This is a genomic window from Streptomyces sp. P1-3, assembly GCF_050613155.1.
Lineage (GTDB): Bacteria > Actinomycetota > Actinomycetes > Streptomycetales > Streptomycetaceae > Streptomyces.
Map to the genome: position 1 here is coordinate 3,638,570 of NZ_CP192512.1, position 24,300 is coordinate 3,662,869.

The 24,300-nt window shown below is 72.7% G+C and carries 21 protein-coding genes and 1 tRNA gene; 8 read left to right on the top strand and 14 right to left on the bottom strand.

Annotated elements, in window-relative coordinates; all coding sequences use genetic code 11:
• Window positions 1-36: 36 nt before the first annotated feature.
• The 8 genes from ACQUSR_RS15435 to ACQUSR_RS15470 form a co-directional block, all read right to left on the bottom strand.
• Window positions 37-1,704, bottom strand: coding sequence for a long-chain fatty acid--CoA ligase (locus ACQUSR_RS15435; RefSeq protein WP_431043137.1), 1,668 nt, complete (start codon window positions 1,702-1,704; stop codon window positions 37-39).
• A gap of 191 nt (window positions 1,705-1,895) precedes the next feature.
• A complete protein-coding gene (locus ACQUSR_RS15440) occupies window positions 1,896-2,426 on the bottom strand; it encodes a SigE family RNA polymerase sigma factor (RefSeq protein WP_431043138.1) in 531 nt (176 codons plus the stop codon).
• A gap of 274 nt (window positions 2,427-2,700) precedes the next feature.
• Window positions 2,701-3,594 carry a DUF1906 domain-containing protein gene (locus tag ACQUSR_RS15445; RefSeq protein ID WP_431043139.1) on the bottom strand — a complete coding sequence of 298 codons (894 nt, stop codon included), beginning with the start codon at window positions 3,592-3,594 and terminating at the stop codon, window positions 2,701-2,703.
• A 129-nt stretch (window positions 3,595-3,723) separates the two neighbouring features.
• A complete protein-coding gene (locus ACQUSR_RS15450) occupies window positions 3,724-4,890 on the bottom strand; it encodes a lipid-transfer protein (protein WP_431043140.1) in 1,167 nt (388 codons plus the stop codon).
• Window positions 4,887-5,402 carry a MaoC family dehydratase gene (locus ACQUSR_RS15455; RefSeq protein ID WP_431043141.1) on the bottom strand — a complete coding sequence of 172 codons (516 nt, stop codon included), beginning with the start codon at window positions 5,400-5,402 and terminating at the stop codon, window positions 4,887-4,889. Before ACQUSR_RS15455 ends, ACQUSR_RS15450 begins: the two co-directional genes overlap by 4 nt.
• A complete protein-coding gene (locus ACQUSR_RS15460) occupies window positions 5,399-6,307 on the bottom strand; it encodes a bifunctional MaoC family dehydratase N-terminal/OB-fold nucleic acid binding domain-containing protein (protein ID WP_431043142.1) in 909 nt (302 codons plus the stop codon). The genes ACQUSR_RS15455 and ACQUSR_RS15460 overlap by 4 nt, the downstream gene beginning before the upstream one ends.
• Window positions 6,308-6,985: 678 nt before the next feature.
• Window positions 6,986-7,264 carry a dsRBD fold-containing protein gene (locus tag ACQUSR_RS15465; protein ID WP_431043143.1) on the bottom strand — a complete coding sequence of 93 codons (279 nt, stop codon included), beginning with the start codon at window positions 7,262-7,264 and terminating at the stop codon, window positions 6,986-6,988.
• Between the two features lie 241 nt (window positions 7,265-7,505).
• The gene (locus ACQUSR_RS15470) at window positions 7,506-9,017 is read right to left on the bottom strand and encodes an MFS transporter (protein ID WP_431043144.1); all 1,512 of its coding nucleotides are present in this window, start codon (window positions 9,015-9,017) and stop codon (window positions 7,506-7,508) included.
• A gap of 124 nt (window positions 9,018-9,141) precedes the next feature.
• On the opposite strand from ACQUSR_RS15470, the gene ACQUSR_RS15475 reads away from it, so the two are divergent.
• Window positions 9,142-9,879 (top strand): TetR/AcrR family transcriptional regulator, encoded by a 738-nt coding sequence (locus ACQUSR_RS15475; protein WP_431043145.1) that lies wholly within the window; start codon window positions 9,142-9,144, stop codon window positions 9,877-9,879.
• Window positions 9,880-9,992: 113 nt separating this feature from the next.
• Here ACQUSR_RS15475 and ACQUSR_RS15480 read toward each other — a convergent pair.
• Window positions 9,993-10,079: transfer RNA gene (locus ACQUSR_RS15480), tRNA-Ser, on the bottom strand.
• 43 nt (window positions 10,080-10,122) lie between these two features.
• The gene (locus ACQUSR_RS15485) at window positions 10,123-11,724 is read right to left on the bottom strand and encodes a S1C family serine protease (RefSeq protein ID WP_431043146.1); all 1,602 of its coding nucleotides are present in this window, start codon (window positions 11,722-11,724) and stop codon (window positions 10,123-10,125) included.
• Window positions 11,725-11,978: 254 nt separating this feature from the next.
• Between ACQUSR_RS15485 and ACQUSR_RS15490 the strand changes: the two genes are divergently transcribed.
• From ACQUSR_RS15490 to ACQUSR_RS15500, 3 genes are all read left to right on the top strand, one after another.
• Window positions 11,979-12,812, top strand: a complete 834-nt coding sequence (locus ACQUSR_RS15490) for a glycerophosphodiester phosphodiesterase (protein ID WP_431043147.1) — start codon at window positions 11,979-11,981, stop codon at window positions 12,810-12,812.
• Window positions 12,813-12,963: 151 nt separating this feature from the next.
• Window positions 12,964-13,674 (top strand): ATP-binding protein, encoded by a 711-nt coding sequence (locus ACQUSR_RS15495; RefSeq protein WP_431043148.1) that lies wholly within the window; start codon window positions 12,964-12,966, stop codon window positions 13,672-13,674.
• Between the two features lie 109 nt (window positions 13,675-13,783).
• Complete coding sequence (locus ACQUSR_RS15500; protein WP_431043149.1) at window positions 13,784-14,764, top strand: DUF5926 family protein; 981 nt, start codon at window positions 13,784-13,786, stop codon at window positions 14,762-14,764.
• A gap of 260 nt (window positions 14,765-15,024) precedes the next feature.
• Here the strand turns inward: ACQUSR_RS15500 and ACQUSR_RS15505 are convergent, their stop codons facing one another.
• Window positions 15,025-15,375, bottom strand: a complete 351-nt coding sequence (locus ACQUSR_RS15505) for a hypothetical protein (protein ID WP_431043150.1) — start codon at window positions 15,373-15,375, stop codon at window positions 15,025-15,027.
• Window positions 15,376-16,305: 930 nt separating this feature from the next.
• Window positions 16,306-16,986, bottom strand: a complete 681-nt coding sequence (locus ACQUSR_RS15510) for a bifunctional DNA primase/polymerase (RefSeq protein ID WP_431043151.1) — start codon at window positions 16,984-16,986, stop codon at window positions 16,306-16,308.
• A gap of 687 nt (window positions 16,987-17,673) precedes the next feature.
• On the opposite strand from ACQUSR_RS15510, the gene ACQUSR_RS15515 reads away from it, so the two are divergent.
• From ACQUSR_RS15515 to ACQUSR_RS15525, 3 genes are all read left to right on the top strand, one after another.
• Window positions 17,674-19,209 (top strand): PP2C family protein-serine/threonine phosphatase, encoded by a 1,536-nt coding sequence (locus tag ACQUSR_RS15515; protein ID WP_431043152.1) that lies wholly within the window; start codon window positions 17,674-17,676, stop codon window positions 19,207-19,209.
• A gap of 133 nt (window positions 19,210-19,342) precedes the next feature.
• Window positions 19,343-20,842: an aminopeptidase P family protein gene (locus tag ACQUSR_RS15520; RefSeq protein WP_431043153.1), complete on the top strand. Its 1,500-nt coding sequence runs from the start codon at window positions 19,343-19,345 to the stop codon at window positions 20,840-20,842.
• A gap of 84 nt (window positions 20,843-20,926) precedes the next feature.
• On the top strand, window positions 20,927-21,883 hold the full coding sequence (locus ACQUSR_RS15525) for an AraC family transcriptional regulator (RefSeq protein WP_431043154.1): 957 nt from the start codon (window positions 20,927-20,929) through the stop codon (window positions 21,881-21,883).
• Between the two features lie 45 nt (window positions 21,884-21,928).
• Here the strand turns inward: ACQUSR_RS15525 and ACQUSR_RS15530 are convergent, their stop codons facing one another.
• Entirely contained in the window at window positions 21,929-22,378 is a 450-nt protein-coding gene (locus ACQUSR_RS15530; RefSeq protein ID WP_304463026.1) for a MarR family winged helix-turn-helix transcriptional regulator, read from the bottom strand.
• A gap of 116 nt (window positions 22,379-22,494) precedes the next feature.
• On the opposite strand from ACQUSR_RS15530, the gene ACQUSR_RS15535 reads away from it, so the two are divergent.
• Window positions 22,495-23,526: an SMP-30/gluconolactonase/LRE family protein gene (locus ACQUSR_RS15535; protein ID WP_431043155.1), complete on the top strand. Its 1,032-nt coding sequence runs from the start codon at window positions 22,495-22,497 to the stop codon at window positions 23,524-23,526.
• Window positions 23,527-23,563: 37 nt separating this feature from the next.
• On the opposite strand, the gene ACQUSR_RS15540 is transcribed toward ACQUSR_RS15535, so the two are convergent.
• Window positions 23,564-24,235: a histidine phosphatase family protein gene (locus tag ACQUSR_RS15540; RefSeq protein WP_431043156.1), complete on the bottom strand. Its 672-nt coding sequence runs from the start codon at window positions 24,233-24,235 to the stop codon at window positions 23,564-23,566.
• Between the last annotated feature and the right edge of the window lie 65 nt (window positions 24,236-24,300).

Below are 24,300 nucleotides of genomic sequence, written 5' to 3' on the forward strand. Positions count from 1 at the left end.
CACCACGCCACCCGTCGGCGGGCGCGGCTCCGCGCCTCAGTCGACCCTCGTCACCTCCAGCTCACCGTCCGCGTACTGCTTCCGGATCACCTTCTTGTCGAACTTCCCCACACTCGTCTTCGGCACGGACGGGATCAGCGCCCACCGTTCCGGCAGCTGCCAGCGCGCCACCCGCTCCGCGAGGAACCCCTTCAGCTCCTCGTACCCCGCGGTCGCGCCCTCCCGGAGCACCACCGTGGCCAGCGGCCGCTCCCCCCACTTCTCGTCCGGTACGGCCACCACCGCCGCCTCCGCCACGTCCGGGTGCGCCATCAGCTGGTTCTCCAGCTCGACCGACGAGATCCACTCGCCGCCCGACTTGATGACGTCCTTCGCCCGGTCGGTCAGGGTCAGATAGCCGTCCGGGCTGATCGTGCCGACGTCTCCCGTGCGCAGCCAGCCGTCCTCGGTGAACTTGTCCTCGGGGCGGAGCGGCTCGGCGCCGGCCCCGCCGTAGTACGCACCGGCGATCCACGGCCCGCGCACCTCCAGCTCACCGGCCGACGCCCCGTCCCAGGGCAGGAAGCCGCCGCCGGGTGCGGCCAGCCGTGCCTCCACCGAGGCCGGGAAGCGGCCCTGGGTGACGCGGTACGACCAGGCCTCCTCCGCGCCGGCCCCGGCGGGCGGGTGCGAGACGCAGCCCAGCGGCGAGGTCTCGGTCATGCCCCACGCGTGGACGACGTGCAGCCCGTGCCGCTCCTCGAACCCCTTCATCAGCGCGGGCGGACACGCGGCCCCGCCGATGATCACGCAGCGCAGCGAGGAGACGTCGCGCTTGGTGGCGTCGAGTTCGGCCAGCAGCCCCTGGAAGATGGTCGGGACCGCGCCGGCGATGGTGGGCCGTTCGCTCTCGATCATCTCGGCGAGCGGCGCGGGCTGCAGGAACCGGTCCGGCATCAGCAGCGACGCACCCGCCATGAACGCGGCGTGCGGGGTGCCCCACGCGTTCACGTGGAACATCGGCACGACCGGCAGGAGGGTGTCGCGGGAGCCGAGCCCGAAGGCTTCCGCGCTGTTGACCTGCAAGGAGTGCAGGTAGATGGAGCGGTGGCTGTAGACCACGCCCTTGGGGTCCCCGGTGGTCCCGGAGGTGTAGCAGAGGGCGGCGGCGTCCCGCTCGTCGACCTCCGGCCAGTCGAAGTCGGTCGGCCGCCCGGCGATCAGGTCCTCGTAGTCGTGAACGCGGATACGGCCGCCGCTGCTGCCCTCCAGCGGCGCGCGGTCGCCCGGCCCGGAGACGACGACGTGCTCGACGGAGGCGAGCTTCGGCAACAGCGGCGCGAGCAGCGGCACCAGCGAGCCGTTGACGATGACGACCCGGTCCGTCGCGTGGTTGATGATCCAGACGAGTTGCTCGGCGGGCAGCCGCAGGTTGAGGGTGTGCAGGACGGCACCCATGGCGGGAATCGCCAGGTATGCCTCCATATGATCAGAGTTGTTCCACATGAGGGTGGCCACCCGCTGGTCGCCGGCCACGCCCAGTTCGTCGCGGAGCGCCTGCGCCAGCTGGGCGGACCGGGCCCCGACCTCACCGAAGGTGCGCTTGGCGGGCGCCTGGCCCGGCACCCCGGTCCAGGTGGTGACGTACGAGCCGCTGTGCACGGTCGAGCCATGCCGGAGGATGCGGCTCACGGTCAGAGGTACGTCCTGCATCGTGCTGAGCACCGGGGCCTCCTGGGGGACCGGTTACGCGCTGGTAAGGGTGCCGCCGATTCTGCATCCGACCATGCGGTATGTCACTACCCCGAGACGGGTGGTCAACGCCGTGGGTCGCCCCTGCCCGCCCGTCGTCCGGACGGCTCCCGTCCCGACCGCGGGTCGCCGCAGCCCCGCCGCCGGGACGGCGCCCGTCCCGCTCAGGCCGCCCGGGTCAGCTCCGGGTCCTCCCGCAGCTTGCCGAGCGCGCGTGACACCGCGCTCTTCACGGTGCCTATGGACACCCCGAGCACCTCCGCCGTCTGCGCCTCGCTCAGGTCCTCGTAATACCTGAGGACGACCATCGCCCGCTGGCGGGCGGGGAGCCGGAGCACCGCCCGCCACATCGCGTCGCGCAGCACCTGCTGCTCGGCCGGGTCGGGTCCGGGGACCGGGTCCGGCTCCGGCAGCTCGTCGCAGACGAACTCGTCGACCTTGCGCTTGCGCCACTGCGAGGTGCGGGTGTTCACCAGCGCCCGGCGGACGTACCCGTCCAGCGCCTTGTGGTCCTCTATCCGCTCCCAGGCCAGGTAGGTCTTGGTGAGCGCGGTCTGGAGCAGGTCCTCCGCGTCACAGGCGTTGGCGGTGAGGGAACGGGCGGTGCGCAGCAGCACGGGCCCCCGCGCCCGGACGTACGAGGCGAACGACGGGAACACGGCGGCGGATGCGCTGGGGCACACGGGCGTGGTCATGTCCTCCACGCTATGAGCGCATGCCCCCTCCGAGTATCGGCCGGAGGTGCCGAAGCTGTGTCCGCCTCAGGTTGGATGGGTGGGGCTACCACCACCTCCCACGGTTGGAGGAGCGGCCGCCCGCGATCAGGGTCGCGCCTGAGGCCTCCGGGCGTCAGACAGCCCCGCCGCCGCTCAGGGCCGGGCCCCGGGCTGCTCAGAGCCGGCCACGGCGTCAGGGCGGCCTTCAGCGCAACCGTCGGGGTGGCCGTCAGGGCAACGGTCGGGGCGGCAGTCAGCGGAGGATCGCCACGGGCGCGTCCACCATGTTCCGGTCGATGCTCATCCGCTTGCCACCGTGCCGCTCGCTGACGTTCCCCGAGTACTGATGGATCCGGCGGTGCGCGAACCAGCCCGAAGAGCGCAGGGTCGGCTCTCCGTACAGCGCGGGGCTTCTCGTCCAGCGCGCGAACCACATCACCGACGGCAGATCGCGCACACCGGATCTACGGGCCTTCTCCAGGTGCCGGACGCCGGAGTCGGCGCTGCTGTAGAAGCCGGGGAAGTAGCCGCGCGAGCGCACCTCGCGGTTCCAGCCGCGGATGAAGGCGAGGGTGGTGCGGGCGCAGCGGGTACGGGCCGTGTTGTACGCCTCCATGTCGAGGTACAGCGCACTGCGTTTGCGCAGGCCGAGCGCCTTCGCGCGCTTCACCGCGAGCCGGCCTTCCTCGCGGCCCTGCTCCCACGGCTCGCCGCCGATCTTGGGGTGCCGCCTGGCCTTGCCGCGGACGCACGGGGCCTGGGAACCGACGTAGATCGGCAGCAGCCGCCAGCCGAGGGACTCCGCGCCGAGCGCCCAGGAGCGGGTGAGCCGCGGCTGCCTGGGGCAGGCGCGGCCGTGGCCGGCGTAGTAGATGCCGACGGCGCGGTAGCGGGAGGTGCGCCATGCGCGCAGGGTGGCGAGGCTCGGGGCGTGGCAGGTGTCGAGGGCCCAGCCGTGGAAGATGTCGGCCCCGTAGATCCGGGGGTCGGGGAGGGCGGGCCTCGCCACGGCTCGGGGAGCCGGAGGGGTGGGGACGAGGGCGGGCCGGGGCGCGGCCCCCGCGGCCGCGGCGGACTCGGGCGGCACGCCGCCCCCCGCCAGACACGTCAGTGCCGCGACCAGGCCGACCGCATATCGGATCATCATTTTTTGTCGGTCCATACAGGCGAGTGAAGGCGGCGAACGGCGGCCGGGAGAGGCGGACACGCCTGACACGCGGGCGGTTCAGCCGTCTGCGCCAGCGCGCCGACCGCGGGCCGACCGCGGGCCGCGGGCTCAGCCGTCGGCGCCGAGGATCAGCCCGGAGGTCGGTACGCCGGTGCCCGCGGTGACCAGGGCGCGCCCGGCGCCGGGCACCTGGTTGACCGCCGTACCGCGGATCTGCCGGACGGCCTCGGCGATGCCGTTCATCCCGTGCAGATACGCCTCTCCGAGCTGCCCGCCGTGGGTGTTGATCGGCAGCGTGTCGGCGGCGACGAACCCGGCGGCCTCGCCGGGCCCGCAGAACCCGAACTCCTCCAGCTGCGTCAGCACGAACGGCGTGAAGTGGTCGTACAGGATGCCGACGTCGATGTCGGCGGGCGCCAGCCCGCTGCTCCGCCACAACTGGCGGGCGACGACGCCCACCTCGGGCAGGCCGGTCAGGTCGTCGCGGTAGTAGCTGGTCATCTGCTCCTGCGCGCGGCCCGAGCCCTGGGCGGCGGCGGTGATCACGGCGGGCGGGCACGGGAGCGTACGGGCCCGTTCAACGCCGGTGACCACGATCGCCTGCCCGCCGTCGGTCTCCTGGCAGCAGTCCAGCAGCCGCAGCGGCTCGGCGATCCAGCGCGAGGCGGCGTGGTCGGCGAGGGTGATCGGCCTGCCGTGGAAGTACGCGGCGGGGTTGGTGGCGGCGTGGCGGCGGCCGGTGACCGCGACGTGCCCGAACGCCTCGGGCGTCAGTCCGTACGCGTACAGGTAGCGCTGGGCGGCCATGGCGACCCAGGAGGCGGGGGTGAGCAGCCCGAAGGGGAGCGCCCAGCCCAGCGCGACGCCTTCCGCGGACGGTTCGCGGTGCTGCACTCCCGCGCCGAAGCGGCGGCCGGAGCGCTCGTTGAAGGCGCGGTAGCAGACCACGACGTCCGCGACGCCGGCGGCGACGGCGAGCGCGGCCTGCTGCACGGTGGCGCAGGCCGCGCCGCCGCCGTAGTGCACGCGCGAGAAGAACGACAGCTCGCCGATGCCGCAGGCCTGCGCGACGGTGATCTCCGGGCTCGTGTCCATGGTGAAGGTGACGAGACCGTCGACGTCGGCGGGGGCGAGCCCGGCGTCGTCGAGAGCGGCGCGGACCGCCTCGACCGCGAGTTTCAGCTCGCTGCGGCCGGAGTCCTTGGAGAACTCGGTCGCGCCGATGCCGACGATGGCGGCCCGGCCGCCGAGGGAGTCCGCGTGCCGCAGGCTCATGACGGGACCCCCGCCCCGGAGGCGGGCGGCTGAGGCGGCGGGAGCCGGACGGTGATCGTCCCGGTGACATGGTCGCCGAGCCGGTTGGTCCCCCTGACGGCGATCTCGGCAGTCCTGTCGTCGGCGAGGGCGGTGACGCGGCCGGTGAGGGTCATGGTGTCGCCGGGGTGGTTGGGCGCGCCGAGCCGGATGGCCAGCTTCCGCAGCTCGGCGCCGGGTCCGGCCCAGTCGGTGACGTATCGGCCCACCAGTCCGCCCGTGGTGAGGATGTTCATGAAGATGTCGGGGGAACCCTTCTCCCGGGCGGCCTCGGCATCGTGGTGGACGTCCTGGTAGTCACGGGAGGCGAGGGCACCGGCGACGATGAGAGTGCGGGTGACGGGGACGGCCAGCGGCGGCAGCTCGTAGCCTATGGGGACGGCGTCCGGGACCGCGGGCGGGGCGATGTCCGAGGCGGGGTCCGGGACGGGGACCGTGTCCGGGGAGGAGCCCGGGACGGAGCGCGCGGTCATGCGGTCCCCCTGAAGACGGGCAGCTCCAGCCCTTCTTCCACACATCGGAACTCCAGTTCCACAGCCATCCCTATACGGACCTCCTCGCACGGCACGCCGACGATGCCGCTGATCATCCGTACGCCCTCGGCGAGTTCGACCAGACCCACGGCATAGGGCGGGTCGAACGCCGGGAACGGCGGGTGGTGCATGACGACGTAGCTGAACACCGTGCCGCGCCCGGAGGCCGCCACCGTGTCCCAGCACGGCGCACCACAGGCGGTGCAGCCGGGCAGCCAGGGGAACCGGAGGGTGCCGCAGCCGGTGCAGCGCTGGATGAGCAGTCGGTGGTCCGCGACGCCATCCCAGAATCCGGCGTTGTCGCGGTTGACGACCGGGCGCGGACGGCGGGGGGCGGCCGGGCCCGCGGTCGCCGGGCCCGCCTCCGCGGTGCGCGCGGGGGCGTACTTGAGGATGCGGAATCGATGGGTTCCGGCGAGTTCACCGGCCGCCCGCACCGCCATCCGCGTGGTGACGAAGTGCCCGGCGCCGAGCTTGGTGGTCTTGCGCGGCGATACGGACTCGATGACCGCGTCGAAAGTGATCCGGTCGCCGGGCCGCAGCGGACGCAGGTACTCCTGCTCGCAGTCGGTCGCGACGACGGAGGTGAACCCGGCACCGTCGAGCAGCGCCAACAGCTCGTCGTACGCGGCCGGGCGGGCGCCATGGCCCGAAAGGCCGCCCATGGTCCACACCTGGAGCATGGTGGGCGGCGCGACCTCGGGATAGCCGGGGTGGGCGTCCCCCATCGCCTCGCACCAGTGCCTGATCATCGGCTCGTTGACCGGGTCCTTGCCCTGGCCGCCGAGGGCGGCGGCACGCCCTTCGTAGGCTCGCAGCCTTTCGTAGAAGTCGTCGTACGCCATCGAGGCACCCCGATCGCCACTCGCTCCCGACCGCCGAAGTTTTCTGACTATCCGTCAGATATCGGGGACCCGTCAAGGGGAGGGAGAGGCCCAGAGGAGGGGACTGGAGGGGAGGCCGGGCGGAGGGGGACAGGCGGAGGGGACCGGCAGAGAAGCCCGGCGGAGAGGCCCGGTGGAGGGGACCGGCAGAGAAGCCTGGCGGAGAGATCTCCGGCGCACACGGCTGCGCGGCGGCACCGGAGTACCACCGCGCAGACGCATCTGACCTCACCCGTCCCGTTCGATCACCGCATCACCACAGCTCTCGTCTCCTGTCGTCCCATGCCCACATCCTCCGGAAATCGCGCTCGGGGCCGCCGCCAGACGGTCGGCCAACCGCCTGCCCGGGTCCTGCCGCGTTCCTGCCGAGTTCCTGTTGCCGCTCCGGCGCCATGGTGCTGGGTGGCGCTGCGGTGCCGCGACGTCGCGAGAGCAGGCTGCCCGCCACGTCCCGGGCGAACCTCCAGCCCGCCCCAATTACCCCGCACGTATGAGCGCCTGGTTTCAAACCGCCGGCACACCCGTACCCCGCCCCCCGCGCCTCATGCCACCCCTCCGGGCACCGGGCAGGCCGCCCCCACAACGCAAAGAGGGTGCCCGCGAGCCTCGCGGACACCCCTTCCGGCTTCAGGGACGGCGTCAAGCCTGCTTCTTCAGCTCCTTGACCTCGGCATTGGCCTTGACCGTCAGCTGTTCGGCGAGATCCGACAGAGCCCGGGCACCCGCGAGCTCCTCACCGATACGGGTCTCCGCAGGGTCCCGCGTGTCGCGTGTGGCGCGGCCGTGCGCGCGCAGCTCCGTGCCGTCCCGAAGCCGCAACAGGGCCGCCGCCTTGGTATGCGTCTCGTCTTCGTAGAACTCGATCTCGACGTGCCATCCCGCGACCTCCACGACCTGCACCTCCACGACGAAGCTCAACTGAACGGGGTCGGCTGCTCGCCACCCTCACGCCCGTCGGGGCCGGCCGCGATGCTGCCTGGGCCCGCCCAACGTAATCGCTCCCCTCCCCACCCCATCGGCCACACGCGCACACCCGCCCGAAGACCACCCATCCGGGCCGGTAGGCGCCGGCGGCCGCGATCGGTCCGGCCGGTGCGGACGGTCAGGCCACATGGGCAGAAGGCCGGCACCCTCCGGGGCACCGGCCTTCTCGGCAAGGTCAGACGGCGAGGTCAGACGGCGAGTTCGGGCTCTCCGCGGGGGCGGCGGTGGGCTCGGGCTTGATGTCGCGCATGACCAGGGTGGCCAGGATGGCGGCGGCGAGGACGCCGATCGCGCTCACGACGAAGGCGGTCGACATCGAGTCGGTGAACGCCTCCCGGGCGGCGTGGACCAGGCCGGTGTCGCCGTGGGCGACGGCCAGCGCGTCGGCGATCGAGTCCTTCGCCTGCTCGGGCGCGCCGGAGGGCATCTCGCGGGCGAAGCCGCTCGACAGGAGCGAGCCGAGGATCGCGATGCCGAGCGCGGTGCCGGCCTGCTGGATGGTGTCGTTCAGGGCCGAGCCGACGCCCGCCTTGTCCGCCGGAATGGTGCTCATCAGCGCGCCGACCGCGGCCGGCATCGCGAGGCCCGCGCCGAGGCCGAACAGGCTGAGCGCGATGGCCGGGACGGTGAAGCCGGTGCCGGCGGAGACGGTGGTCAGCAGCGCGAAGGCTGCGACCATGAGGAGCATCCCGGACAGGATCACGAAACGGTTGCCGATCTTCGCGGCGAGCTTGACGCCCCCGGCGTTGCCGATCAGCGCCGTGACGGCCAGCGGCAGGAACGCGAGGCCCGCCTTGATCGGCGAGTATCCGAGCACGAACTGCAGGTACTGGGTGAGCACCAGCAGCAGGCCGCCGTTGCCGATCTGCACCAGGGCCAGGGACAGCGAACCGCCGCTGAAGTTGCGGTGCTTGAAGAGGACCAGGGGGACCATCGGGGTCGAGGCGACGTTCTGCCAGATCACGAATCCGACGAGCGAGACGACCGCGACGGTCAGGGTGACGGTGGAGCGGCCGCCGAAGGCGCCGTGCTCCGGGAGCTCGATGATCCACCAGACCAGGGCGGTCATGCCGGCCGCGGACAGCACCGCACCGAGCGGGTCGGCCTTCTGCCACGGCGCCTTCGACTCCGGCATGAGGGTGATGCCCGCCAGGACGGCCAGCACGACGACCGGGACGTTGATGAAGAAGATCGAGTGCCAGGAGAAGTGGTCGATCAGCACACCGCCGAGCACCGGGCTGCCGACGAGGCCGAGCATCGACACCGAGCTCCACGCCGCCATCGCCTTGGGGCGCTCCTCCTTGTCGAAGACGGTGATGAGGATCGACAGCGTCGAGGGCATGATCAGCGCCCCGCCGACACCCATCGCGACGCGTGCGGCGATCACCTCGCCGGGATTGGTGCAGAAGGTCGCGGCCAGCGACGCCGCCCCGAAGAGCAGCAGGCCGATCAGCATCACCTTCCGGCGGCCGAACCGGTCACCGAGACTGCCGGAGGTGAGCAGGAGCCCGGCGAAGACCAGGATGTAGGAGTCGAGTATCCACTGGGTGTCCTGGGCGCTCGCGCCCAGGTCCTCCGTCATCGAGGGCACCGCGACGGTCAGCGCCATGTTGTCGACCACGAGGACCAGCGTGCTCAGGCACAGCACGACGAGGATCCACCAGCGGCGTGGATTGCGGGTTTCCATGGGCTTTCCCTCCGGCTTGCGCACGCCGCTCCTATGATGCGCACACCGTACGCATAGCGGAACGGCGTACGCAAGCCTCCCTCCTGTACGCTGATTGCGAACGCCGTACGCACTAAGGACCGCCATGGCCGCGAAGACGAACCCGATCCCGTCCGTGTGGGCCCGGCAGCAGCGCGAGCCCGACCAGCCCGCGCTCAGCCGGGCCGCGATCGTCCGCGAAGCGATCGCCATGCTGGACGCCGAGGGCATCGAGGCACTCAGCATGCGCAAGCTCGGCGCCCGCCTGAACGCCGGCGCGACCTCCCTTTACCGGCACATCGCGACCAAGGACGAGCTGATGGAGCTCGCGGTGGACGAGGTCTTCGCCGAGATCGCCGTCCCCTCCACGGACTTCGCCCAGGGGGACACCGACAGCCCCGGCTGGCGCGCCGCCGCCACCGAGGCCGCCCGGTCCTTCCGCACGACGGCCCTGCGCCACCCGTGGCTGGCCTCGGTCCTCGGCCAGGCTGGCCTCGCCTATCTGGGCCCCAACTTCATGTCGTTCTCCGACCGGCTGGCCGCCCTGTTCACGGCCGCCGGCCACCCCGAGCCGAGCCGAGCGATCGACACCGTGGCGTCCTACGTCATCGGCATGAGCACCACAGAGGCTGCCTGGCTGACCACGGTCGCCCGCTCCGGCGAGACCGAGGCCGCGTTCATCGCCCGCCTCATGCCCGCGGCCCAGCGCGCCGCAGCCGACCACAGCCACCTCGCGAGCACCCAGACCGACGCATCCCTCGACCCCGTCGGGATCCGCGACTCCAAGTTCGCCTACGGCCTGGAAGTCGTCCTCGACGGCCTGGCACTGCGCCTCCCGCGCTAGCACCGCAACCCTGGGCGAGGTGACGGGACTTCAGCCGGCCAACAGAGCCCGCACAAAAGGGGTGCTCCTCAATCCGGAGCACCCCTTTTGACCAGCACGTTCGCTGACCTGGGCGGAGGGTGTGGGATTTGAACCCACGGTGACATCGCTGCCACGACGGTTTTCAAGACCGTTCCCTTAGGCCGCTCGGGCAACCCTCCCCGCGACGCCCGCATGGGGCATCGCGGGGATCAGCCTAGCGCGTCAGCTGTCGCCCTCGCGCTGGCCCAAGGTCAGCTGGACAGTGGACTGCTTGCCGTCGCGCTCGTAGGTCAGGGCGACCTGGTCGCCCGGGCGGTGGGTCCAGATTTCGCTGATCAGGGTCGGGCCGCTGTCGATCACCGTGTCGTCCAGCTTGGTGATGACGTCACCGGGCTTGAGGCCCGCCTTGGCGGCGGGGCCGCCGGGGATGACGGCCGGGGTGCCGTCGGCGCCCGTCCGGGCGATCGTGGCGCCGCCGCCGCTGTCCTTCATGGTCACCGTCGCGGATATGACCGGGTAGACGGGCGTACCGGTCTTGATCAGCTGCTCGGCGACGTTCTTGGCCTGATTGATCGGGATCGCGAAGCCCAGGCCGATGCTGCCGGACTGCTGGGCCCCGCCGCCGAAGCCGCCGCCGGTGCCCGCCGACTGGATCGCCGAGTTGACGCCGATGACGGCGCCGTTGGCGTTGAGCAGCGGGCCGCCGGAATTGCCGGGGTTGATGGAGGCGTCGGTCTGCAGGGCGCTCATGTACGAGGCGTTGCTGGCGCCGCCGTCGCTGGAGGCCACCGGGCGGTTCTTGGCGCTGACGATGCCGGTGGTGACGGTGCCGGAGAGGCCGAAGGGCGCGCCGATCGCCACCGTCGCGTCGCCGACCGTGACCTTGTCGGAGTCACCGAGGGGGAGCGGGTTGAGCGCGGCGCCGGACGCGTTCTTGAGCTTGATCACCGCGACGTCGTACCCCTCGGCACGGCCTACGACCTCCGCGTCGTACCGCTTGCCATCGGAGAACGTCGCCGTGAGCCTGCCGTTGTCGGCGGCCGAGGCCACCACGTGGTTGTTGGTGAGGATGTGGCCCTGCTTGTCGTACACGAAGCCGGTGCCGGTGCCGCCCTCGCCGCTGCTGCTCTGCGCCTCGATCGTCACGACGCTGGGCAGCGTCTTGCGCGCGATGTCGGACACCGAACCCGGCGCCCTGCTCTCCGCCTTGGGGTCGGCCGGGGCCGAGAGGGTGGTGGAGTCGGTGGCGTCGTCCCGGTCCGCGGCCCAGTAGCCGATACCGCCGCCGATACCGCCCGCGACGAGCACGGCGGCCAGGACGGCGGCCACGATTCCGCCCGAGCGCCTACCGGACGCGGCGGGCGCGCCGGGCGGTACGGGTGCGACCGGTGCGCCCCATATGCCGCCCTCACCGCCCGTACCGCCTATACCTCCCGCGCCACCCGTACCGCCTGCACCTCCCGCGCCGCCCGCGCCGCCCGTACCCTCCGCGCCGCCGCTGCCGAAGCCGCCAGTACCGCCCGTTCCCCCGCTGCCGCCCGCGGGCCCCGTACCGCTTCCCTCCGTCCACCACGCGCCGCCCGAGGCCCCCACAGCCTCGGGCGGCGCGGCGTTCGGCGCCTCCCCTGCGCCCGTCGTGTGGTCCGTGGTCGACGTGCCCGTGCCCGTGCCCGTGCCCGTGCCCGCGCCCGGGACTGACGGCGGGGTCGGCGGTGCGGGCGGCGCGTCGGCCAGGGTCGTGTCGGGCTGGAGGTCCGGCGCCGGAGGCGCCGCGTCCGGCCCGGGCGCGGACGGGACGGCGGGGCCCTGGTTCTCGGTGCTCACGGCTTTCTCCTCAGGTGCACGACAGATTGCGGATAGCGGCCCACGACGCGTACGAGCAGCATCACCCGCAAGCCTTTCCCACGGCACGTCAGACCACCGTAAGGAGGAGCGGCTCCCCAGGGCGCCGCCCCTTATCCCGGACGAAGCGGCGCATTACTAGCGTGTACGGGATAAGCCTCGCGATTCCTCAGGACAAAACGGGCAGGTCATGCCCGCCTCCGCCGGCCCGCGCCGGGCGGTGGCACGATAACGCGGTGACCTACGCACGCCCGGGCCAGGACGAACACCCCGGCCCGCCCCCCGTCTCCGTCGTCGCCCACCGCGGCGCCTCCGAGGACGCCCCCGAGCACACCCTCGCCGCGTACCGCAAGGCGATCGAGGACGGTGCCGACGCCCTCGAATGCGACGTGCGCCTGACCGCCGACGGACATCTGGTGTGCGTCCACGACCGCCGCGTCAACCGCACGTCCAACGGCCGCGGCGCCGTCTCCTCGCTCGAACTCTCCGACCTCGCCGCTCTCGACTTCGGCTCCTGGAAGGGGCAGTCCACCGATCGCGAGGCACCGGACCGGGACCACCGCGACAGCACCTCGGTCCTCACCCTGGAGCGCCTGCTGGAGCTGGTCGCCGACGCGGGCCGACGCGTCGAGCTCGCCATCGAGACCAAGCACCCGACCCGTTGGGCAGGCCGCGTCGAGGAGCGACTGCTGGCCCTGCTGCGCCGGTTCGGCCTGGACGCCCCCGCCGCGGGCGAGCCGTCCCCGGTACGCGTGATGAGCTTCTCCGCGCGTTCACTGCACCGCGTACAGGCCGCCGCACCGGCCATCCCGACCGTCTATCTGATGCAGATCGTCCTGCCGCGGCACCGCGACGGGCAGCTGCCGCCGGGCGTGCGCATCGCGGGGCCGAGCATCCGGATCGCACGGAACCACCCCGAGTACGTGGCCCGCTGGCAGCGCGCGGGGCACGGCGTGCACATCTGGACCGTCGACGAACCAGAGGATGTCGAGCTCTGCACCCACCTCGGCGCCCAGGCAATCATCACGAACCGCCCCAAACAGGTCCTGTCCCAACTCGGCCGCTCTTAGCAACCCCATACGGTCCATTACATGGAGTGCACCGGCGCGTTCGGTACGTATTCGATCGTGACGAGTGCGTCACCGGATGCCACGTGGCCGGTTTCCGCTCCAGTTCGGCGGGGCATTCAACCCGTGGCGTGGGGCAAAGGAGGTCTCGGGGGTGGCGTTGGTGGTGGCACAGGAAGTGCCGACGTCGTCGAGCATGGCCGTTCCCCACGGCCCTGCCGGCGTGGGTCAGGCAAGGCGCCGGATGCGTGGCGATTTGCGGAGAACCGGGGTACCTGATTCGGTCATAGACGATGCCGTTCTGATCCTTTCCGAACTGCTCAGCAACGCGTGCCGGCACGGCCGCCCGCTGGCCGCCGAGAGCAACGGCCACGGGGCCGTCCGGGCCGCCTGGCGGGTCGACGAACGCGCGCGCCTCACCGTCGAGGTCACGGACGGCGGCGGCCCGACCCGACCGATTCCGGCCACTCCCTCCGTCACGGCCCGAGGCGGGCGGGGGCTCAACATCATCAGCGCGCTCTCCCTGGACTGGGGGGTACGGGACGGCACCGGCGAAGTGACGGTATGGGCCGTCCTGTCCACGCGCGACGCGTTCGCTACGCGCGTCATGCTCTCCCCGGAGCCACGGTCCGTCGCGAATCTCGGCTCCGGCTTCGAGGGCGCCCTCGGCACCGAACTCGATACCGATCTTGATACCGATCTTGATGCAGAACTCGACGGCGGCCTCCGCGGCGACCTCGGCTCGGGTCTCACACCCGGGCACGGCCCCGGTCCGGGATCCCGCCACGGCTCCGATCTCGGCCCCGACCCGGGCCCCGATCTGGGCCCCGATCTCGGATTCGCGGATCTCGACGGGCTGACCTGACCGACGAGGTTCGGCCAAAGGGCTAGGCTCCCGTCCCGTACCTGCCGTACGGGACCTGACGGACCGTACGAGCCGCCATGAGCCGCACCGACCGGGAGACAGCCACACCATGGCCAAGAAGCGCCGCCCCCAGACGAAGGCCGCAGGAGCACAGGTCAGCGCCGGAGCTGCCGACGCCGCCTATCCGGCCGTGGGCGCCCGCGAGCCCTGCCCGTGCGGTTCCGGCCGCCGCTACAAGGCCTGCCACGGGCGGGCCGCCGCGCACGCCGTGACGGAACTGGTCCACCGCCCCTTCGAAGGGCTGGCCGGAGAGTGCGACTGGGTGGCGCTGCGCGAGCTGGTGCCCGCCGCGACCGCCGAACTCCACCTGAAGGGCGGCCTGCCGGAGGGCGTCCCGTCCGTCACGCTCGCGACCGTCCTGCCGATGGCCTGGCCGGCGCTGCGCCGCGACAACGGGGCCGTACTGCTCGGCCTGCAGAACGACACCGCCTCCGGCGACCTCAGCCGCGACCTGGCGGACACGCTCCAGCGCGCGCTGGCCGCCGAGCCCGGTACGCCGGTCGCCGCGGCCCGCGCGGGCACGGAGGGGCCGCGGCTGCAGGATCTGCTGGACCCGGAGGCGCCGTTCACCCCGACCGTCCACGAGGGCTTCGAGTTCTGGCTGGAGGACGCGGACGCCGCCACCGGCGAGGTCGCCGCCTCCCTGGAGCGGGCGAACGCGGCCGCGATCCCCACCGCCCGGCTCGCCGGCGTCGAGGCCGCGTACTGGTGCGAGGCCCCGGGGAAGAACCACCTGCGGTGGGTCATGGCGCACCCGGAGGAGAAGCTCCTGGACGCGCTCGCGCGGCTGCACGCCGCCGGTACGTCCTCACTGGGCGAGGGCACCCGCCTCGTCGGCTCCTTCCGCGCGCACGGCCTCACGGTGCCGGTGTGGGACCTGCCGACCGCGATGCGCGCGGAGGACGTGGAGAAGCCGGCCGCCGAGTTCGCCGAGCGGCTCGCGGGGGCGCTCGCCGCGGAGGCGCCGCTGACGCCGGAGGAGCGCCGGGCGCGCGGCGGTCTCACCAACCGCCAGATCACGCTGAGCTGATCGGGCCGCCGCGCCCCGGGCCGTACGCGTCGGGAGACGTGGACAATCCGGACCTGGAGGTCGGGAGCCGTGACATCCGGAGCCGCGGCATCCGGCCCCGGGCGCTTGCGGCATCCGGCTCCCGTACGCATCGGGAGCCGTGCGCGCCCACGCATGCCGCACACGGGCGTGACACTGCTCACAACCCCACCGATCCGGGGGAATTGAGCGTCCGGAATTCCGCGATCGAATTTGCTAACCGCCAATCTCTTGTTACGGTTCTAGAAGCCCGGTCGCTGGTGCATCCCCCGTCGCCAGCGACCGGGCGTTTCCATGCCCGAGGGCGGGTTGCTCCCCGAGCGAAGCAGCAACCGCCCCTGGGGCGAGGTCACTTCCGCCACCGCGCCGGCACCCACCTCCCCGGGCCCCGGGCCGCTGATCCCCGCTTCCCGTGGTGTGTCGCACGCCCCCGGAGCATCGTCGGGCGCCACCGCGCAGTACACCTGCCGGGTCTGGCCGCCGGGGCGCATATGGGTGACGACGAGCGACAGGGGTACGCCCGTCGCGTTGCGGTAGTAGGTACGCGCCCACGTGTCGCCGCTCCGGCGCAGTACGCAGGTCTGGACCTCCATCCCTTCGGGTGAAGCGAGTTCGGGACCGCAGGCGGCCGTGGTGAGGCCGCGAAGTGCCTCTTCCGACGCCCCGAGCCCGGTCCGGCCGACTGTCCGGCTCTGAAAGTCCGGACCAGCCGAAAGGTCTCGGCCAATGTCCGGCGTGACACGGGGCCCGTCTTTGTCAAGATCCTTCCGGTCGCGCAGGTGTTCTTCGCGATCGCGACGACGGTTCTCCCGGTCCGCCGGCCCCGCCGACGGGCCCTCCCCTGGGGGCACCTCCTGGGGGTACCACCTGGGGGCACCTCCCAGCGGCCGCGCTGGGGGAGAAGCCTGGGGGAGGTAGCCGGGGGAACTTCGCGCATGGGAGGTACCCCCAGCCGCACCCGCCAGCGGCAGGGCGGCGGCGAGCAGCACCACGCCCAGCAGGACGCACATCCGCAACCGCGACGGCATTTCGGACGGCAACCGCGACGGCGCTTCGGACAGCGCCCGCGACGGCACCGGGGACGACATCCGGGACGGCACCTCGGGCAACGTCCGCGACGGCGCCTGGGGCCGGAACCGGGACGTACGGTGCATGAGTCCCTCCACGACTCGCCGGAGCGGAACGCTGTCCGGTGAGCCGCAACATAGCGGGCGGAACACCTCATTCCAGCGGCGCCCGCACCCGTTCGGCGACGTTTCACCAGGCGGCTTGCACCCATACGAGTGAGCGGTCAGAGCGGCTGCGGCCGGGTTCGCCCACCGGGCTCCGCGCCTCCGGGTTCGCCCACCGGGCACCCGCGCCTCAGAGCGTGCCTCCGCACACGCCTCAGTACGCGGGGCCGCGGCCACGCGACCCACGGGCCGACCGGCTCCGAACCGACTCCGGACAGCCGACACCCGACGCCGACACCGAACGACCGACTCCGGTACAACCGACGCCGACGGCCGGCCGGCAGAGCGCCCTCAGTACGCGAGCCTGCTGCCCCCGTCCGGCGCGCTCGCGCTCGCCTCGACCAGCGCGTCCACCACCGTCGCCACCTGCGGCAGCCACGGGCCGGGCGCGCGCCGCAGCGGCGCCCGCTCCCAGCGCACCCGCCCGGCGCCCGTCTCGGACGGCGGCAGCACCACATAGCCGCCGTCGCCGTGGAACCGCAGCGAGCTGGGCACCCAGTCCTGGCGGTGCAGGAGCTCGCCGAGTTCCTCGAGGTCGTACGCGGCCACCAGCAGGGACCACCGGGTCGGCGTCGCGATCACCGGGCCGACCCGCACCCCCGCAGCGTCGAACGCGGCCAGTGCCCGCGCCCCCGCGACGGCCGGCAGACTCACGGCGCAGGGCGCCCGGCGGCCGGTCGCCAGCAGGACCGGCGCGGCCGGGCGGTTCGACCACCACCAGCGGATCATGCGGGCGTCGGTGGTCGCCGCGAGCAGCCCGGGGTCGAACGGGTGGGCGCCGGGAACCACGCAGTCCTGGTGCGGGCAGCCGCACTCCCCCGCACGGCCGCCGGCGCCGGTCCGCAACCCCACGCCGGGAAGCACCGGCCACCGCCACTCGGTGGCGCAGGTGAGCGCCGCGCGGAGCAGCGCCGGACTGCCGCCGTGCCGCATGAACGAGAACTTGCGTCGCCTTCCGGGGATCTCGCGCATGAGCGCTCGTCCTTTCCGTAAACGCCGAGGGCCGTATCCGTCGCACTACAGGGCACTACATCGCACTACGCATGACAGGGCACTGCCGGGCAACTGCTGGGACCACCGGGCATTGCTGGGCACTACCGGGCATTGCTGGGCTTTTGCATCACACTGTGTGGCACTACGTGGCAGTACGCGACGCGTCCCGGGATTGTTCGGATCGTCGCGCCACGCTGATCACTAGTCACCGCGCGTACAAGGCAGCGCATCACGCCGCAGGCCGAGCGTGGAACGTGGCGGGGGGTGGCGTGCGCATGGCGCTTGCCGTCTCCTGTGTGCTCTCCCCGCCACTCGGGGATGGGCGCGGCCGTCACCGACTAGGACGCTGGGTCCGGCCCCGGGGTTCCGAGGCGGCACCAACTGCCGCTTCCCTTCTCCGATTACGTACCCACCAGGGTGGATATGACGCGCTGTCGAAGGACGCCAGTCGACCGCAAAAGGGGAGCGCTCCAACCATTTTTCAGCCAACTTCGATTCCCCACGGACACCAACAAACCCAACGGGACAATGCTGGACATCGCGTCGCTGGTGCGTGTACATCTGGAGACGTATAGCGGCGCAGCACTACAGGGGGTTTGCAATGCTATGGAGTGATACGCACCGGTCGGCCGGGCGCGTGGCCGCGTGCCGAAAAGGCAGCAGGCCATGAGCGTGCCGCACCCGCCGAAAGTGGCTGGAATCGATCCCCCGCTCCCCTCCCCCTCGCAAACTGCCGACCCCACCGCCCCCGCCCCCGCGACGCTGCCGCCGCCCAACACCGTCGTCCTGGACCGCCTGGCGGGCTGGGTCTCCGACCTCACCACGCTCCACGAACTCACCGAGCGACTGACCCGCACCCGCAGCCTGGACAGCGCGCTCCAGGAACTCCTCCGCGCCGGAGCCGCCCTCGTCGGCGCCCGGCGCGGACTGGTCACGCTCGAACCCGACGACGGCTTCGGGCCCGTCACCACCGTCGGCCTCGGCCTCGGCCGCGCCGACCTCGGGTACATCGAGACGATCCCGCGCGGCACCGCCAGCGCCGCCCATCTGCTCGACGGGCTGCCCGAGGCGCACACCCCGCGCCCCGAGGTCGTCCATCCCGACCTCACCCGCGAGGCCGGTCTCGACCCCCGGCACCGCGAGGTCGCGGCCCGCCTCGGCTACGCCGCCAGTTACGCCGTCCCGCTGGATCCGCTCGGCGACCCCGGCCAGGCCCTGATGGGCGACTCCCCGACGGTGGGCGACGCGCCGACGGGGTGTGCAACAAGGTTCGCAACAGGAGGCGGGACGGGGGGCGGGACCGCCGGCGAGGGCATGGCGCCCGTCGGCCGGCTCGGCGCGGCCGTCTGGCTCTACGACGAACCCACCGAGCCCGTGGAGCGGCAGCGCCATCTGCTCGGCCTCTACTGCCGGCACGCCGCCGAACACCTCGCCCGGCTGCTCGAACTCACCCGCGCCCGCGACGCCGCCGCCGCCCTCCATCAGGAGCTGCTCCCCGCCCGGCTGCCCCGGGTCCCCGGGGTCCGCCTCGCCGTCCGGCACCGCACCGGCCCGGACGGCGGGGGCGACTGGTACGACGCCCTGCCCCTGCCCGAGGGCGCGCTCGGCCTCGCCATCGGCTCCGTCTCCGGCTCCGGCCCCGGTGCCGTCGCCGCGATGGGGCGCCTGCGGGCCTCCCTGCGCGCGTACGCCGTGATGGAGGGCGAGGACCCGGTGGCCGTGCTCTCCGATCTCGAGATGCTGCTCCGCCTCACCGAGCCCGCCCGTACCGCCACCGCCCTGTTCGCGTACTGCGAGCCCGCCGAGGTGCCCCCGGGCCCGGGCGGCGGCCTCAGGATCGTGCTGGCAGGGGCCGGGCACTGCCCGCCGCTGATCGTCGGCGAGCACCGGACCGAGTTCGTCGAGACGTCCCTGTCGGCGCCGCTCGGCATGCTCTCCTGCTGGGAGGCCCCGAGCGTGGAGATCGAGCCCGCCGCAGGAGAAACGCTCCTGTTGTACAGCGACGGGCTGCTGCACCGCACCGGAGACGAGATGGACCGCGCGTTCGCCCGCCTGCACGCGGCGGCCGCCGGTGCGCCGCGGGTCGTACGGCAGGATCCGGACGCTCTCGTGGAGCATGTGGTGCGCACGGTGCTGCCCGACGGGCTCGCGGCCATCGACCGCACCGACGACGTCATCCTGCTCGCCGCCCGGTTCGACTGAGCACGGCGCCTTCGCGCTCCGCCCCCGGTTCGACTGAGGCCGGCGCCCCACAGAGAGCCCCGAACCTCAACACCTGCCGGTCGATTGCCGAATACTTCACACATCTCACGGTCGCCCCCCTCTGCCACCTACGATGGACCGGGTCCAGTTCGAGGAGGATGACGTGACCGAGGAGCCGACCGCGGAGATCCCGGAGACCCCGGAGACCGAGGCGCCCATCAAGCAGCGGAAGAACGGCCTGTACGCGGGCGTTTCCGACGAGCTCGCCGAGAACATGAAGACCGGCTGGGCCGACACCGAGCTGCACGACCTGCGGCCGATCGAGCAGGCCGCGCACACCGCCCGCCGCCGCGCCGCGCTCTCCGCGCGCTTCCCCGGCGAGCGCCTGGTGATCCCCGCGGGCCATCTCAGGACCCGCTCGAACGACACCGAGTACGGCTTCCGCGCCGCCACCGAGTACGTGTACCTGACCGGCGACCAGACCCAGGACGGCGTGCTCGTCCTGGAGCCGACCGGCGCCGAGGGACACGCGGCGACCCTCTACCTGCTGCCGCGCTCCAACCGCGAGAACGGCGAGTTCTGGCTCGACGGCCAGGGCGAGCTGTGGGTCGGCCGCCGCCACAGCCTGGCCGAGGCCGAGCAGCTGCTCGGTGTGCCCTGCCGGGACGTGCGCGAGGTCGCCGACGCGCTGCGCGAGGCGACCGGCCCGGTCCGCGCCGTGCGCGGCCACGACGCCGGCGTCGAGGCGGCCCTGACCGACAAGGTCACCGCGGAGCGGGACGAGGAGCTGCGGGGCTTCCTCAGCGAGCTGCGCCTGGTCAAGGACGAGTACGAGATCGGTCAGCTCCAGGCGGCCGTCGACTCGACCGTGCGCGGCTTCGAGGACGTCGTGAAGGTCATGGACAAGGCCGAGGCCACCTCCGAGCGCTACATCGAGGGAACGTTCTTCCTCCGGGCGCGCGTCGAGGGCAACGACGTCGGCTACGGCTCCATCTGCGCCGCGGGCCCGCACGCGACAACCCTGCACTGGGTGCGCAACGACGGCGCGGTCCGCTCCGGCGAGCTGCTGCTGCTGGACGCGGGCGTGGAGACCACCAGCCTCTACACCGCGGATGTCACCCGCACCCTGCCGATCAACGGCCGCTTCAACGCGCTCCAGCGCAAGATCTACGACGCGGTGTACGAGGCGCAGGAGGCCGGTATCGCGGCGGTCCGGCCGGGCGCCCGGTTCCTGGACTTCCACGAGGCGTCCCAGCGGGTGCTGGCCACCCGGCTCGTGGAGTGGGGCCTGCTCGGCGACCTCGACGTGGAGAAGGTGCTGGAGCTGGGCCTCCAGCGCCGCTGGACGCTGCACGGTACGGGGCACATGCTCGGCCTGGACGTGCACGACTGCGCGGTCGCCCGCCGTGAGACGTACGCGGACGGCGTTCTGGAGCCGGGCATGTGCCTGACCGTCGAGCCGGGGCTGTACTTCCAGGCGGACGACCTGACGGTGCCGGAGGAGTACCGGGGCATCGGCGTCCGTATCGAGGACGACATCCTGGTCACGGAAGACGGCAACCGGAACCTGTCGGAGGGGCTGCCGCGCACCGCCGACGACGTCGAGGCGTGGATGGCCCGGCTCAAGGGCTGACCGACGCCGACTGACGAACCGTGCCGCCCGCGGCGGGGCTGACGCCCTGCCGCGGGCGCACTCTGTTGACGGGGGGCTGGGCCCATGGACGTACTCGCGGGCCTGCTCGACGGGCCCAGGGCCCGGGGAGCGTTCCTGCTCCGGGCGATCCTGGATCCGCCCTGGTCCATACGGGTCGAGGACCGGGCGCCGCTGACCCTGGTGACGACGGCGCGCGGCACGGCATGGGCGGTTCCGGAGCACGGCCGGCCGCGGCTGATGGGCCCCGGCGATGTCGCGATCATGCGCGGCCCCGATCCTTACGCGTTCGCCGACAGCCCGGACACCCCGCCGCGCACGGTGATCCATCCCGACGGGCGCTCCACCACCCCGGACGGCACGGAGCTGTGCGAGGCGATGGACCTGGGGGTGCGGACGTGGGGCGACGGTCTGGACGGCGAGACGGTGCTGCTCATCGGTACGTACCGGGTGGGCGGCGAGATCAGCCGACGGCTGCTGGGAGTGCTGCCCGCGCTGCTGGTGCTGCCGCGCGACGCCTGGGACTCCCCGCTGACCGCGCTGCTCGAAGAGGAGATCGCCAGGGACCGGCCGGGACAGGAGGTCTTCCTCGACCGGCTGCTGGACCTGCTGCTCATCGCGGCGCTGCGGGCCTGGTTCGCGCGCCCGGAGGCGGCGGCTCCGGCCTGGTACGTGGCGCAGGGCGACCCGGTGGTGGGCCGGGCTCTGCGGCTGCTGCACGACGACCCGGCGCACCCCTGGACGGTCGCCGGGCTCGCGGCGCGCACGGGCGTCTCGCGCGCCGCGCTGGCCCGGCGCTTCACGGAGCTGGTCGGCGAGCCGCCGATGGGCTATCTGACCGGCTGGCGGCTCGCGCTGGCCGCGGATCTGCTGCGCGAGCCGGACAGCACGCTGGAGGCGGTGGCCCGGCAGGTGGGGTACGGCAGCGCGTTCGCGCTGAGCGCGGCCTTCAAGCGGGTACGGGGCGTCAGCCCGCAGGAGTACCGCAGCGCGTCGGCGACCGGGGCCGGCGGCGGGGGCTGACGTACCGGGTCGGGGCCGGGGGCTGACGTACCGGAACCGGGCCGGTCAGGAGCCGGCGGTGGGCCGGACCGCCTCCAGGACGTCCACACAGCGGCCGAGCAGCGCGAGCAGGGTGTCCCGCTCCTCGTCGCTGAACTCGGCGGCGAGGGCACGTTCGACGCGTACCGCGCGGGCGTCCGCGTCCGCCATCACCGTCCGCCCCTGCTCGGTGAGGCGGGTCTCCAGGACGTTTCCGTGCCAGGCGTGCGGGGTGCGCTCGACCAGCCCGCGCTCCTGGAGGTTCTTGAGCACCGTGTTCATGGTGGGCGGGGTGACGGCGCAGGCGCGGGCCAGGGCGGCGGCCGAGATCCCGGGGTTCTCCGAGAGGCACAGCAGCGCGGCGTACTGCGGCACCGTCAGCCCGGCCGGCTTCAGCGCGGCGTGCTTGGTCGCGTTGAGGGCTTGCTCGGTGCGCTTGACGTAGAAGCCGAGGCGTTCGGAGGTGGGCATCGTCATCTTCGCATCGTATTGAGCCATTCCCACCCTTACGAAGATATGGACCTTGTCGATGATTAGAGTTCTTACTATCGTTACGGCTCACCTGATCGCTTGAGAGCTAGGGAGAGCACCCCATGCCTCGCGTCCCCCGCCGTCCCCGCAGTCGCTCCGCCGCCGCCGCGGGTCTCGCTCTGGCGGCCCTGGCCGCTCTGGCACCGGCGGCTCGGGCTGCGCAGCCCGAGCCGCGCCCCGCCGCCGCCCAGGCCTGCGCCGCCCGCGTCTCCACCGCCCACGTCCTGCCCGGCGACCGGGTCTACCCCGAGGGGATCGGCGCCGATCCGCGCACCGGCGAGCTGTACGTCTCGTCGTTCACCACCGGCGCCGTCTACAAGATCACTCCGGGTCGGACGGAGGCGGAGGTCTTCCTGCCCTCCGGCACCGACGGCCGCACCACGGCGGGCGGCCTGAAGGCGGACCGGGCCGGCCGGCTGTGGGTGGCCGACCAGGCGGGCGTCTCGCTGTACGACGTGCACGGCCGCCGCCTCGTCGCCCGCTTCGACGCCCCGGTGGCGGACGGCGCGTGGGTCAACGACGTCGCCATCGGCCCGGACGGCACCGCGTACCTCACCGACAGCCGCCGCGCCACGGTCTACCGGGTGACGCCCGCGCAGGTACGGCAGGCGGTGGCGGACGGCGGCCGCGCCCGGCTCCGGGACGGCTTCGACCTGAGCGGCATGGTCGATCCGCACCAGCCGGACGCGTTCACGCTCAACGGGCTCGTCGTCGACCCGGCGGGACGGTACGTGCTGGCGGTGGACATGACCGGCGGCGACCTCTACCGCCTCGGCATCGCCACGGGCTCGGTCCGCAGGGTCACCCTGCGCGGCGCGGACCTGACCCACGCCGACGGCCTCGACCTCCGGCACGGCACCCTCTGGGCCGCGCACAACCGCAGCAACACCATCAGCCGCTGGCGGATCTCACCGGACGGCGGCAGGGCCCGCCTGGAACGGCTGCTCACCGACCCGTCACTCCAGACGCCGACGACGCTGGTCCGCCAGGACGGACGGCTCCTGGTGGTCCGTTCGCAGTTCGACAAGGGCGGCCCGATGGGGCCGGGGACCCCGGAGCGTCCGTTCACGGTGGCGGCCGTGGACGGGATCTGAGCACGGAGGCACCGCGCCATGAGGAACCGAGAGGACGTCAGATGCGCCAGTCCGCGGGGTAGTCGGTGCCCCGCAGCTCGGGCGGCAGGTGCGAGGCGTCGTTGTAGGTGACGAGCTTCGCCGGGCCGTCCGAGCGGTAGAGGATGACCGTCACGGCGCAGTGGTAGTCGAGGAGCCGCAGCCAGCCGGAGGCGGGACCGCCGACGGCGTGGCAGACGAACCAGTTGATGAGGTTCCCGTGGCTGACGATGAGCTCGGGCCCGGCGGACCGGTCACCGTCTCCCTCGCCGGCGGACCCGTCACCGTCGCCCTCGCCGTCGTCGCCGCGCCCCAGGCCCGCGTAGCGCACAAGGGCCGCTTCCGCCTGTCGCGGCCCCTCGTCGAGCGACTCCGGCGGCAGCCCGTCGAAGAACGCGGTCTGCGCCGGAGTCAGCACCTCCGGCTCCGGTAGCGCCGGGACGCACTCCCGCAGCAGGTCCGACGGGCGCACCGGTATCCCCGGCAGCTCCGCCGTGATCAGCGCGGCCGTCTCCGCGGCCCTGCGCTCCGTACTGTGGTGGACGACCGTGAACGGCACCTGCCGCAGCCGCTCCGCGACCAGCCTGGACTGGCGCCTGCCGTTCTCCGTGAGGGTGCCTTCGTCGAGCGGGTCGTCCCGGTCCGACACATACTCGCCATGCCGTACGAGATAGAGCAACCGGTGCGCCATCGCCCCGCCTTCCGCCGTGTCGGCACGCCGTGTCGGTACGCCGTCTCGGTGATCTTGGACGTACG